The 13315-nt window shown below is 38.0% G+C and carries 12 protein-coding genes; 8 read left to right on the top strand and 4 right to left on the bottom strand.

Annotated elements, in window-relative coordinates; genetic code table 11:
- Positions 1 to 46 precede the first annotated feature (46 nt).
- Positions 47 to 1045: a type I glyceraldehyde-3-phosphate dehydrogenase gene (gene gap / locus SanaruYs_RS10165; RefSeq protein ID WP_127122442.1), complete on the bottom strand. Its 999-nt coding sequence runs from the start codon at positions 1043 to 1045 to the stop codon at positions 47 to 49.
- A 293-nt stretch (positions 1046 to 1338) separates the two neighbouring features.
- Here gap and fabF point away from each other — a divergent pair, with 293 nt between their 5' ends.
- The 4 genes from fabF (at position 1339) to SanaruYs_RS10145 (ending at position 3854) form a co-directional block, all read left to right on the top strand.
- Positions 1339 to 2583, top strand: a complete 1245-nt coding sequence (gene fabF / locus SanaruYs_RS10160; protein ID WP_127122441.1) for a beta-ketoacyl-ACP synthase II — start codon at positions 1339 to 1341, stop codon at positions 2581 to 2583.
- A gap of 17 nt (positions 2584 to 2600) precedes the next feature.
- Positions 2601 to 2831 (top strand): hypothetical protein, encoded by a 231-nt coding sequence (locus SanaruYs_RS10155; protein ID WP_127122440.1) that lies wholly within the window; start codon positions 2601 to 2603, stop codon positions 2829 to 2831.
- A 122-nt stretch (positions 2832 to 2953) separates the two neighbouring features.
- Positions 2954 to 3190: a hypothetical protein gene (locus SanaruYs_RS10150; protein WP_148115042.1), complete on the top strand. Its 237-nt coding sequence runs from the start codon at positions 2954 to 2956 to the stop codon at positions 3188 to 3190.
- Positions 3191 to 3224: 34 nt separating this feature from the next.
- On the top strand, positions 3225 to 3854 hold the full coding sequence (locus SanaruYs_RS10145; protein WP_127122438.1) for a hypothetical protein: 630 nt from the start codon (positions 3225 to 3227) through the stop codon (positions 3852 to 3854).
- Positions 3855 to 3885: 31 nt separating this feature from the next.
- Here SanaruYs_RS10145 and bamJ read toward each other — a convergent pair whose 3' ends face one another.
- Entirely contained in the window at positions 3886 to 4617 is a 732-nt protein-coding gene (gene bamJ, locus SanaruYs_RS10140) for a BamJ family beta-barrel-assembly machinery protein (RefSeq protein WP_218022412.1), read from the bottom strand.
- A gap of 287 nt (positions 4618 to 4904) precedes the next feature.
- On the opposite strand from bamJ, the gene SanaruYs_RS10135 reads away from it, so the two are divergent.
- Complete coding sequence (locus SanaruYs_RS10135; protein ID WP_127122437.1) at positions 4905 to 5213, top strand: hypothetical protein; 309 nt, start codon at positions 4905 to 4907, stop codon at positions 5211 to 5213.
- A gap of 130 nt (positions 5214 to 5343) precedes the next feature.
- On the opposite strand, the gene SanaruYs_RS10130 is transcribed toward SanaruYs_RS10135, so the two are convergent.
- On the bottom strand, positions 5344 to 6687 hold the full coding sequence (locus SanaruYs_RS10130; RefSeq protein WP_127122436.1) for a sensor histidine kinase: 1344 nt from the start codon (positions 6685 to 6687) through the stop codon (positions 5344 to 5346).
- Between the two features lie 83 nt (positions 6688 to 6770).
- Positions 6771 to 8156, bottom strand: a complete 1386-nt coding sequence (locus tag SanaruYs_RS10125; RefSeq protein ID WP_127122435.1) for a sigma-54-dependent transcriptional regulator — start codon at positions 8154 to 8156, stop codon at positions 6771 to 6773.
- 373 nt (positions 8157 to 8529) lie between these two features.
- Here SanaruYs_RS10125 and SanaruYs_RS10120 point away from each other — a divergent pair, with 373 nt between their 5' ends.
- From SanaruYs_RS10120 to SanaruYs_RS10110, 3 genes are all read left to right on the top strand, one after another.
- Positions 8530 to 9777: an efflux RND transporter periplasmic adaptor subunit gene (locus SanaruYs_RS10120; protein ID WP_127122434.1), complete on the top strand. Its 1248-nt coding sequence runs from the start codon at positions 8530 to 8532 to the stop codon at positions 9775 to 9777.
- Positions 9778 to 9939: 162 nt separating this feature from the next.
- Complete coding sequence (locus SanaruYs_RS10115) at positions 9940 to 10629, top strand: ABC transporter ATP-binding protein (RefSeq protein WP_127122433.1); 690 nt, start codon at positions 9940 to 9942, stop codon at positions 10627 to 10629.
- Between the two features lie 237 nt (positions 10630 to 10866).
- A complete protein-coding gene (locus SanaruYs_RS10110) occupies positions 10867 to 13272 on the top strand; it encodes an ABC transporter permease (RefSeq protein WP_127122432.1) in 2406 nt (801 codons plus the stop codon).
- Positions 13273 to 13315: the final 43 nt, after the last annotated feature.

Raw genomic sequence — 13315 nt, 5'->3', positions numbered from 1 at the left:
AAGCCCCATTTGCGGGGCTTTCTAATTATCTAAAAGTGCTTATTACTTATTTCTTGGCCATTTCTTGAACCAGGTCAATCAATTTATTTGAATAGCCCCACTCGTTATCGTACCAGGCTACAACTTTCACAAACTTATCGTTTAAAGCGATACCCGCTTTGGCATCAAAAATACAAGTGCGTGCATCACCCAGGAAATCTTGCGATACAACTTCATCTTCAGTGTAACCTAAGATGCCTTTTAACTCACCTTCAGAAGCATCCTTCATTGCCTTCTTTATGTTTTCATAAGAAGCAGCTTTGTCAAGCTTTACAGTTAAGTCAACTACAGAAACATCTGCTACAGGCACTCGGAATGACATACCTGTTAGTTTACCTTTTAACTCTGGTAGTACTAAACCTACTGCTTTAGCTGCACCAGTTGAAGAAGGAATAATATTAGAGAAACCGCCACGGCCACCTCTCCAGTCTTTTGCTGAAGGACCATCAACTGTTTTTTGTGTTGCTGTTACTGCATGAACGGTACTCATTAAACCTTCTACAATACCAAAGCTATCGTTTAATACTTTAGCAAGCGGTGCCAGACAGTTAGTAGTACAAGAAGCGTTCGAAACAATAGTGTGCTGAGCTGTAAGGTTTTTGTGGTTAACACCCATTACAAAAGTAGGGGTATCATCTTTTGCCGGAGCAGACATAACTACTTTTTTAGCACCAGCCGTGATGTGCTTTTGACCATCAGCTTGTGTTAAAAATAGGCCAGTTGATTCGATTATAATTTCCGCACCTACTTCATTCCACTTCAGGTTGGCAGGATCTTTTTCAGCAGTTACGCGAATTTTTTTTCCGTTAACAATCAATGCACCATCTTTAACTTCAACAGTGCCATCAAATCTTCCATGCGTTGAATCATACTTAAGCATGTAGGCCATGTACTCAGGATCAACCAAGTCATTAATGCCTACAATTTCAATATCCTTGCGGTTAACTGCGGCTCTAAAAGCCAGGCGGCCGATGCGACCAAAACCATTAATACCAATCTTTGTCATAATATGTACGGGATTATTTTCTTTGAATTAAAAGCAGGCCAAAATTAAGACTTGCTAAAGTAAAACCAATAGCGGATAAGATAAATTCCATAGCTATTTTGCGAACTAATGTTTTTTAGTTAATTTTTTTTGAGTCGCACGTCCAATCCTTACTAAAGGAGAGGATGAATATAGAAGATTAACTAACGACATTGATTTTGCAAGCTTGAATGTCAGGTCATTAGCGAGCCCTCTTTCTTTAGAGGAACTCCTGTGATGACCAATTTGTAGTATATAGATTAAAGCCTCAGCATATGAAACAAAGAAGAGTGGTAGTGACTGGTATTGGTGCCTTAACCCCCCTTGGTAACACCGTAAACGATTTCTGGAAAAACCTGATTGCCGGTAAGAGCGGAGCAGCAGCCATTACCCATTTTGATACAACCAAGTTTAAGACAAAGTTTGCCTGCGAACTAAAAGGCTTTGATCCACTTAACTATTTTGAAAAATCTGAAGTGAAAAAGATGGACCCCTTTTCGCAATATGCAATGGCGGCCACAGCCGAAGCGATACAAGATTCAGAGTTAAACCTGGAGGCTATCGACAAGACCAGAGTTGGTGTTATCTGGGGTTCTGGTAATGGTGGTTTTCAAACTTTTCAAAACGAGATTATTGAGTTTGCCAAAGGCGATGGAACACCACGTATCAACCCTTACTTTATCCCCAAAGTTATTGTTGATATCGCTTCAGGCTGGATTAGCATGAAGTATGGTTTTATGGGGCCGAATTTTACAACGGTGTCGGCATGTGCCACTTCAACAACTTCTATTATCGAGGCCATGAACTATGTGCGTTGGAATAAGGCCGATATCATCATTACTGGCGGTTCAGAAGCTGCTATTAACGAAGCAGGGATAGGAGGCTTCAATGCTTTAAAAGCTTTATCAACACGTAATGATGATCCTGGTCATGCTTCCCGGCCTTTTGATATAGACCGTGATGGTTTTGTGATGGGTGAAGGTGCAGGTAGTTTGGTATTAGAGGAATATGAACATGCTATAAAACGTGGTGCAAAAATTTATGCAGAGGTTGCCGGTGGGGGTATGTCAGCTGATGCATATCATTTAACCGCCACACATCCAGAAGGTAAAGGTGCCATGTTGGGCATGCAGTGGGCGTTAGATGATGCAGGATTAAGTGTCAATGATGTTGATTATTTAAATCCGCATGCCACTTCAACACCGGTTGGTGATTTAAGCGAGATGAAAGCCACGAAGCAATTGTTTGCCGATAATCATAAAATGCATATCAGCGCAACAAAATCATCCATTGGGCATTTGTTGGGTGCTGCAGGTGCGGTTGAAGCCATTATTTGTATTAAGGCAATACAAGAAGGTATTATTCCTGCAACCATTAATACACAAAACATCGATCCGGCTTTACCACAAGGTTTAAATATACTAACGGGAAATGCATTAAAGAAAGAAGTGAGTGTGGCAATGAGTAATACTTTTGGTTTTGGGGGACATAATGCTACAGCAGTGTTCAAAAAAGTTTAATTACAAGTGACTATTGAATGAATACACCGGAACATCACCAGATAATTTTGAAACATGCTGTTGCTAAAGGTGGCACCGGCAATGTGATGGAAGCTTTGAAATGGGATGTTAGTCGTTTCGATGAAGGTTTTGCGATTGCCTTAGACATTCAGAACCTTGATTATGTAAAGTTACTGTATTCCAATTTCAATAAGAATTTGATTGTGGTAGAGCTTACGTTGGTGGGGTTAGCAATGGGGAGGGAGTAGGTAAAGGGTTGCTCTAAACAAAAGTCTCAATTATGTATTAGACTCGAATAAACTATCGTTAACGAAACTTAGACAAAGTTGAACAGATAAAATTGATTAACTTGTAATAAACAATTAAGCTTATGTCGACTGTGGAATTAAGAAAGCGATTAATAGATAAAATCGAAAAAACCGAAGACAAGCGAATCCTTGAAGAAATGTTTAGGCTTCTGGAAATTGAGACGGAAGACATTGAAATTTACACGCTAAATGAAGGTCAAATAATGGCGGTAAATGAGGCTAGGGAGCAAATTAAAAACGGGCACTTTTTTACTAAGGAACAAGTAGACAATGAGATTGACGAATGGTTAAAAAAGTGATCATGTCTTTTTAATAAATATTTAATACTTAAATATGAAAAAAAGCAACTTATTCATTTTGACTCCTTTGCTCACCATCACTATCGCCTGCACAGCACCACCAGAAAAAGAAATGGTGCCTATTGAGACATTATTAATTGAAGAGAAATCCACAGAAATTAAAAGGCGCGTTTTTTCAGATAGCTTACTTCAGCTAAATACAAATCAAGTTGAAGATGCTTTTCAACTTGAAAACCATCACTTCGGAGATTTCTTTTGCGACAGAGCTTCTTTTTATGTTATAGATGAGCCTGCCAATACATTTTATTCAAAGGAAGCATCCTCTATTACCCTTTTCTATATTGACGGAGCACTTCGACAAACAAAGTATTTATTGAAGGATGATATTAGCGGAGACCTTATTCGCTCCTATGGTAACTTTAAAATTGCAGGATTTGATGATAAGAACAAGCAGCTGATTAAAGCCAGATCTATACTGAAGAAATCTTATCATGGGGTGATAATAGAACCTGCACTGGATAACTATGAGTTACGATGGGTATTTAATGACAGAGAAATTAAATACAGAGTAAAGCGAGTGGGTGAGGAGGTAGAATTTAAGTTTGTGGAGCGTGTAAAAAACTTCGAAAAGGAATTTTCATCTATTGAAAAAATGTGCAGCTAGATTATTCAAAACCCAGCTGCACTTTAGCACTTTAGTTCACCTTAATTAATTCAATTTCAAATAACAACGTTGAGTAAGGTGGAATCTGAGCGCCACTGCCACGCTCGCCATAAGCGAGGTCGTAAGGAATGTACAACATCCACTTGTCGCCTTCTTTCATCAATTGTAAAGCTTCTGTCCAGCCGCGAATAACACCATTTACACCAAAAGTTGCTGGTTGACCTCTTTTTATTGAACTATCAAACGGTGTTCCGTCTATTAGCGTACCAGCATAATGAACCGTTACACGGTCTTGCGCAGTGGGTTGTTTACCGCTGCCCTGTTGCAGCACTTTGTATTGCAGGCCGCTGGCCGTTGTGATTACACCCTCTTTCGTTTTATTGTCGGCTAAAAATTGCTGACCTGCTTCTTTTGCTTTCTCAGCCTTTCTCATCATGGCTTGTTGCATGTAATTTTGCACAAGTCCCATGGCTTCATTTTGATCTACTAAAAGTGTTTTGCCTTCCAGTACATCTTTTAGACCAGCAGATAATGCTTCAAGATCAAGTGAATCTGCTCCTTGTGCTTTTACATTAGAAGCCATCAGCGTGCCCAGGGAATAACTGATTTTAACCATAGGGTCATTCATGTCTAAAACTCTAGGCTTTTTTAGTTCGGTTATTTCTGATTTTAACTTTTCAATCTCGGTTTGCATTTCTTTTTTGGATTGTGCCAGTATGCTGGTACTGATAGTAAATGTTAGAATGAAGATTAGCGTTCTCATGTTTTTCTTGTTTGGACTGCAAATAAAGTTAAAAAGAAGTTTATGGCATAGTGTCACTTTCAAAACAAGGCTTACCTACCGATAATTTAGGTTTAGCAATAAGAATATACTTGGCACGGTTGCTAAAAATTGTTTTCCTGTAGTTATCTTGACACAAAATATATCCTGTGGATCGTTATAAAAACATATTTAACCGCATCAGCTATCTTCAATATCCGTTAATGGTTTTCGGAGTGTTCTATTGTTACCGGCCTCTGTTCACAGATATATCAACCCTATTTGTTGAAATGAATAAGGCTCTTGTATTTTTGGGTTTGGGCATAAGTTTCTCTACCCTCCAGGACACAAAAAAAGTTCAGAATAATTTCTCAAAACGCATATATCAGAATCCCCGTTCAACAAAAATTTTTATTTTGATTATGTCAGGGATGGTACTCTTTTTCTGTTTGGCGGGACTAGCAGCATTTTTTATGTCAGAAAAGAATGCCTTCAGCGAACTCGCTTTTGGATTGATTTCCGTTGGAATTGGTATGATTGGTATGTTGAAGGCAGCTGTTGAAATGGCAGATTATCAGCAGAAGTTGGAAAAGATTTAAGAATTTTGAATTTTATAATAACCACACACTAATCTTTTCAATTAATAGGATTTACTGCTTAAAAATTGACCAGTGAAAAAAATCAAAATTTCTAAACTCTGACCTCTAGTCTACAATCTCGAACTTCGATTTAAAATTTCAGCGTAAAAACTGTTTTAACATCAGGTTCTGAAACTACTGTAATTGAGCCATTATGCAATTGCATAATTTGTCTTGATAAACTTAAGCCTATACCAGAACCACTGCGCTTGGTGGTGTAAAAAGGCACAAAGATATTTTCAATGGCTTCTCTAATAATACCAGGACCATTATCGGTGATATCAATTTTTACTGCATTATCCTGGAGGTATGCTTTTAATATAAGGCTGGCATCTTTCGTTTCTGCTAAAGCTTCTTTTGCATTTTTAAGTAAGTTGATAAGTACTTGTTCAATCATCTCCTCATCTGCTTGTATAGTAATATACTCAGAGGCACAACTCACTTCAAATTTTATGTTGGTACGTTTGAGTTCTTCTTTCATTAAAGTAGAAACCTTATCGACAAGATCTTTTAATCTTACACTTTTGAAAACCGGTTTCGGTAAGGAAGTATATTCTCTATACGCATCAATAAACTTGATAAGTCCTTTGCTTCTGTTTTCAATGGTTGACAGACCATCTTTTAAGTCGGTAGCGGTTTCGTCATTTATTTCAAAATGGTCATCTACTTTTTTGATATCATGTTCTAGTATCTCGCGTAATGTGGAGGTTAAAGAAGAAATAGGTGTGATGGAGTTCATGATCTCATGTCTTAACACCCTTGTCAGGTTTTGCCACGCTTCGGCTTCTTGCTTTTGCAATTCCCCTTGAATGTTTTGCAAGGTTAACAGTTTAACATCAACACCTCGTATCCTCAACTCTGTGCATTGTATGGTCAGTTGCAAATCGTTACTGGCTTTGTATAATTCACTTTTGCCAGCTTCAACAGAGTTAATATTGTGATAAAGTTTTGGGTTTGAGTCGATTAACTCCCGAATATTTTTAATGGTATTTGTGCCTATGTAACGTTTAGCATTGTTGTTAATCAATTGAATGTTGCCTTCACTATCAAATGAAATAATACCGGTACGAACCTGCTGTACAACTGTATTTAAGTATTGCCAACTTTCTTCTTTTTCACTTCTGGCTTTTCTGAAGGCTTCCATTACCTCATTAAAGGCAATATTCAAATCTTTAAAACTATTACCCAGTTTATGGTCAGCAGCAAAACCCGAAATAAAATCTGAGTACTTAATTGACTCCAAAAAGCGGGTAAGCTTACGGTTGGTCTGGCTTACGAATCTGAAAATTTCTGCTAACTGTGCAATAATTACAAAGCCCACCAATACTGAAGCAAAAAGCATATTGGGTTTACTCACCATATACATGAGTAACGCCATGCTTGTACCTAGCAGCAGGGTTCTTAATAAAGCACGGGAACGGAAGTCTTTTAACATTATTAATTCGTTTATTAGTTGATTCGGTGATGTGTTGATTGTTCATCAGCACATTATCAGATCAACACATCAGCATATCAAAATTAGAGTCCATGCTTTTCCAATCTTCTATAAAGTGAAGAACGCGTTAGGCCTAACTCACTAGCCGCTTGGGTAATATTACCATTGTATTTTTTTAATACTTTTCTGATTAAAAGTTTTTCTACTTCATCCAAGTTGTATTGATCCAGACTTAATTGTGGGTTTTCTTCTTTAGGTGCAGTTGCATTAAAGTTAAAATCTTCTGGTTGAAGTACACTGGCATTACTTAATATAACAGCACGCTCAACAGCATGTTGAAGTTCACGGATGTTGCCTGGCCAGGTATGCTTGTGCATGCGGGTCAATGCTGAGTCACTTATCTTGCTGATATTCTTACTGTATTTTTCAGCGTATTGTTTCAAGAAAAAATTAGCTAGTAAAGGAATGTCTTCAAATCGCTCTCTCAATGAAGGGAGTTGTATTTCGATGGTATTAATTCTATACACTAAATCTTGCCTGAATCTGTTTTCTTTCACCATTTCGTACAAGGGCATATTGGTGGCGCAAATCAATCGTATGTCAATATTAGTCTCTTTGTTTGCACCAACCCGGCTTACACGCCTGTTCTGAATAACCGTAAGTAGTTTAGCTTGCAATGGCATAGAGAGATTACCGATTTCATCTAAAAATAAAGTGCCACCATTGGCTAACTCAAAACGACCAGCACGATCTTCTTTGGCATCAGTGAAGGATCCTTTTTTATGACCAAAGAGTTCGCTTTCAAAAAGTGTTTCAGTAATTGATCCGAGATCTACGCTGACAAAGTTCTGATTTTGTCTTACAGAGTTTTTATGAATGGCTCGGGCAATCAATTCTTTACCGGTTCCATTTTCTCCAAGGATTAATACATTAGCATCTGTCTTAGCAACACGATCAATCGTTGCAAATATTTTTTGCATGACGCTGCTTTGTCCAATGATTTCACTGTAACGGTGATTGATCTCACGGTTGATTTCCTGATTTTTTACTTTTAAAGTTTCTACTTCATCGCGGGTTTCGCGCAATCGCATGGCAGCATAAAGTGTGGCCAGTAATTTTTCGTTTTCCCAAGGCTTTAACACAAAATCAGTGGCACCTGCCTTAATTGCTTTTACAGCCATTTGCACATCGCCATAAGCAGTAATCAGTACCACCACAGCCGAGGGATCGATCTGAAGTATTCGCTCCAACCACATATATCCTTCGTGCCCACTTACTACATCTTTTGTGAAGTTCATGTCAAGCAGAATAACATCATAGTCTTCCTGGTTGAGCAAACCCGGTATAGCTTCGGGATTTTTTTCAATGTCCACTTGTGCAAAATATCTTTTTAAAAACATTTTAGCTGCTTTCAACAAGTCTTCGTTATCATCAACAATTAATATTTTTCCGTGCTTTACTTCAGTCATAAATCAGTTTTTTCATATTTCGCTATGCTTCACTTTGCCATCATTTTACTAAGTGGTAAGTAGAACACGTTCACTATGCTAATGGCTTTGTCACAAAGGGCATACCGAAGCATGCAAGCCTTAAATGCCGCTCAAAAATGCATTTTTAAAGGTAATTATTCAGAAAAATTTGTTCGCAATCGGACAGGTACGTCCAGTTCTGAACTTAAGAACGAACGCTTTTCAGGGTTTTTGATGCTTTTTTCGCTGATTACTGCTTGGCACATTTGTTGGCAATAGAGGCATAGTTGATTTTGTGAATTGATAGCTGTCGGATCTTATACCATCAGTTTTTAATAGCGAAGACTAACCACCAACCATCAACAATTTTATAATGGATAAGCAGATTAAAAAGAAGACCTGGACACTTAAGCGTATAGCTACTTTTGGCGGTGGCGGATTGTTAGTTATTTTGATAGCTTACCAATTAATTTTTGCTGACAGACGTTCTAAACTGAAAGTTGAAAAAGATAAAATCACGATTGCTACGGTAAAACGTGGTGTATTCCAAGAATTTATACCACAAACAGGAACAGTTGAACCAAGCCGTACAGTATTTCTAGATGCTATTGAAGGTGGTAACATTAAACGTGTTGTGGCAGAGAGTGGCGCAATGTTGAAGAAGGGTGATGTGATTATGGAACTCAGTAACCTTAATCGTGAGTTGACTGTATTGCAGCAAGAAGCACAATTAAATGAAAGTATCACTCGTCAACGCGACACACGATTAGCCATTACCCGAAATGATTTGGAGCAACGTCAAACACTGGCCCTGATTGACAATCAGTTAGCGATTCTTGGTCCACAATATCATAGGCAGAAGCAACTATTTGAGAAAAAACTCATCTCTAAGCAAGAGTTCGAGAGAACCGAAGCGGATTATAAATACAACGTGGATCGAAGACGAATAACCTATGAAGTGTATAAGAATGATTCGGTGGAAAGAATAAGACAGTTGCGTGAATTAAGTTTCCGTGAAGCGAAAATGACAGAGAGTTTAGTTGGTGTGGGAAGAATTCTTGATAACCTGATAATTCGTGCTCCCATAGAAGGGCAATTATCAAGACCACAATTAGAAGTAGGCCAAGCCGTAAACCAAGGTCAGCGTATTGGACAGATTGATGTTGTTGGTAGTTATAAAGTAAGTGTACAAATTGATGAATTATATTTACCACGTATTTCTCAAGGACTGCATGCGACAACAAGTTTCAATAACAGAGATTACGAACTTCAGATCACCTATATTTATCCGACAATTGCCGGAGGTCGTTTTCAGGTCGATATGAATTTTGTTGGAGAAACACCTGACGGTATTCGAAGAGGGCAGTCCTTACGTTTGCGAATAGAATTAGGCCAATCTTCAGAAGAATTGCTCTTGCCTGTAGGTGGATTTTATAAAGACACAGGCGGTAATTGGGTGTATGTTTTAGATGGTGAGGATAAAGCCGTGAAACGAAATATACGACTTGGCCGTAAAAACACCGAGAACTTCGAAGTATTGGAAGGCTTGCAGCCAGGTGATAAAGTGATCACCTCTTCATACGAGAACTTTGGTAATAATGAGGTTTTGATCTTAAATTGATAGAAATAGAGATACAACCTTAGGGTGAGTTATAAAATAAATGTAAATTAAATTGTAACCATTAGCACAAAGCTGAGTCATATAGTGAAGTAAAACTTTTAATGAATAAGCATCATCCTACTGAATATATTAAACCAGAACTTAAAACTTTGAATTAAAGCCATGATAAAACTTAAAAATCTTGAGAAGGTCTACCAGACTGAAGAAGTAGAAACAACAGCACTTAACAACATCAACCTTGAAATAAAGGATGGTGAGTTTGTTGCGATAATGGGCCCTTCAGGTTGCGGTAAATCAACCTTGTTGAACATTTTAGGATTGTTAGATAATCCTTCCAATGGAGAATATCATTTTGGTGAACATGAAGTTGCCAGATACTCTGAACGCCAGCGTGCACAACTGCGTAAAGGCTCAATCGGTTTTGTATTCCAGAGCTTTAACTTAATTGACGAATTAACAGTTTACGAAAATGTGGAACTTCCATTATTGTACATGAAAGTGCCTGCTGACGAGCGCAAGAAGCGTGTTGAAGAAGTATTGGAGCGCATGAACATTATGCACAGAAGAAATCACTTCCCTCAGCAGCTATCGGGTGGTCAGCAGCAACGTGTGGCGATCAGCCGTGCCATTGTAGCAAAACCTAAAGTGATACTTGCCGATGAACCTACTGGTAACCTCGATTCAACAAATGGTGAAGAAGTAATGAAACTTCTTTCACAATTGAATGAAGAAGGAACAACCATTATCATGGTTACTCACTCTCCGTATGATGCAAACTATGCTCACCGCGTTATCAACTTATTTGATGGTAAGGTGATCACAGAAAATGTGAAAGAGCAATTTCATATTTAATAACTAATAGCAACTTTTAAAAGAAGCCGTCCGATCAAATCGGACGGCTTTTTGTTTTTGAGTCTTATAATATCCGAACACCGTACTGTACGTATTTGAACAATGCCAGAACAGTGTTCTTCGCTTTTAGCCCTCATTACCCTTTTCAATTTTTGGCATATAAATGGATTTGCTGGTAACACTGTGCAACCTTTTACTTCTAAAGCTTGTCTTTAGCTGTAACCAAAAAGCTCAACCATGTTCAAAAATTACCTTCTCATTACGCTTAGAAATTTATTAAAGAATAAGCTTTTCATCTTTATCAATGTATTTGGTATGGGGGTGGCCATTGCTTGTTGCATAGTAGCCTACCTTAACTGGGAGTATTCAGATAAGTGGGATGCCAGTTTTTCGAATACGGAAAATATTTACCGCGTTCAATTTTGGCGTGAGTTTCAAGGAGATAATCAACGCTATGGAATTATTCCCATGCCTGTAGCCGGTTATGTAAAGCAAAACATCAAAGACGTAGCGGCAGTTACGCGCTATCACACTACCTATAGTGACATGCGTATTGGAGAAGAAATATTTGGTACTCAGATGGCTTTTGCCGATTCTTCTTTCTTTTCTTTTTTCGACTATAAGCTTAAGTATGGTTCTTTTGATAACTTCTATGACAAAAGCCAGATTTTTATCAGTGACGAAACAGCCAGAAAGTATTATAATAAAGAAGATGTGGTAGGCGAAATGCTTACACAAATTATTTTGGATAAAAATGGCGTAAGAAATCCTAAAGAATTTATTATTGGTGGTGTTTTCGAAAAGAAGCCTTCTAACATAAGCTTCGGGTTTGAAGTGATTACCTTATTTGATAATTTCTGGGATGTAAATCGCGATCCTGAAATGAGCGAAACAAGCTGGAAGCGTTGGACGGGCGCTTTGTTTTTGAAAATTAATGACCCTTCGCTATTGAAAAGTGTTACAGCGCAATTACAAAGTTATGTTGAACCACAGAATAAGGCACGAGAAGATTTTAAAGTAACTTCTTACTACTTACAACCTTTTGTAGGTATGATGGCTGCTAATCGCGCCAATCCAAGATTGAACAGCGATTGGATGAATGGTGGTATTCCAGATGAAGCCGTTGTAGTGCCGGCTATTATGTCTGTTATGCTTTTATTATTAGCATGTTTTAATTTTACCAATACTTCTATAGCCATTTCAAGCAGACGTTTAAAAGAAATTGGTATCAGAAAAGTAATGGGTGGATTGCGACTCCAATTGGTAGTTCAGTTTTTGGGAGAAAATCTAATCCTATGCTTATTAGGTTTGATAGCTGGATTATTATTAGCAGAATGGTTAGTGCCAGCCTATGATTCACTATGGCCATGGTTAGATTTAAACCTGAGTTATACAGAAAATATTGGCTTCTTATTATTTCTTGTGTTACTGCTGATCATTACTGCGCTGATTGCCGGAAGCTACCCAGCTTTTTACATTACGGCTTTTGAGCCGGTTAGTATTTTAAAAGGCAAAGCAAAGTTTGGTGGCACCAATTGGTTTACAAGAATATTATTGGGCGGACAATTTGTGATATCGCTGCTATCCATCATTATGGGGGTAGCTTTCTATAATAATGGTGTGTACCAAAAAAATTATGATTTAGGTTTTGCTACCTCCGGAGTTATTTCTGCATGGGTAGGTAATGAAGCAGGCTTTAATACATACAGAGACGCACTTGCTTCAAATCCTGATATCGTAGCCATTGCTGGCACATTACATCATGTGGCAAACGGTTTTTATAACGATCCTGTTAAATATGAATCGCTGGAGCGCGAAGTGGATATTCTGGATGTAGGAGATGATTATTTTGATGCGATGGATATGACATTAGTAGCAGGAAGAAAATTCATCAAAGATTCTGAAACAGATATGAAGGAATCGGTAATTGTTACCGAAGAGTTTCTTAAAACCTTTGATTGGAAGGATGATGCTATCGGTAAAAGATTAGTATGGATGGATACTGTTCAATTATACGTAGTGGGCGTTGTAAAAAATATTTATAGTCGCGCATTATGGGAGCCAATAGAACCTACGATGATTCGCTATGCTTCACCGACTAAATTTCAACAGCTTGTTGTTAAGTCAGCACCTGGAAAAACAACTGCTGTAAATGAATACATGGAGCAAAAATGGAAGGAGGTTTTTCCTAACTCACTCTATACAGGTCAAATGATTGATCAGGAATTACAGGAAACAAATGAGATTAATGCCAATGTTACAACTATGTTTGGTTTCCTTGGTTTCTTTGCTGCATTGATGACTGGTATTGGACTGTATACATTGGTATCGCTAAATATTGTGAAGCGTATGAAGGAAATTGGTGTGCGTAAGGTATTAGGTGCTTCAGTTAGTAATATTGCAGGCGTAATTAATTTTGAATTTATTGTCAATCTGGGTGTTGCAACGCTGCTTGGAGGGGCTTTAGGTTTCTTTGCAGCCAATGCATTGATGGATTCCATTTGGGAATACTATTTACACCTAAATTATATTTCTCTGATTGTATCGGTAAGTGTAATGGTGGTTGTTGCTCTATTGGCTGTTGGTTATAAGACAATCTCTACAGCGATGTTAAACCCGACTAAAACACTACGGGATGAGTAAGCATCTTAATAGTATTAGCTTCGGTGAATTGACAGTTAATAAT

Origin of the sequence: Chryseotalea sanaruensis (genome assembly GCF_003990915.1) — a bacterium.
Classification (GTDB): domain Bacteria; phylum Bacteroidota; class Bacteroidia; order Cytophagales; family Cyclobacteriaceae; genus Chryseotalea; species Chryseotalea sanaruensis.
Note: the sequence above shows the minus strand (reverse complement) of the source record. Positions and strands in the feature narration are given on the sequence as shown.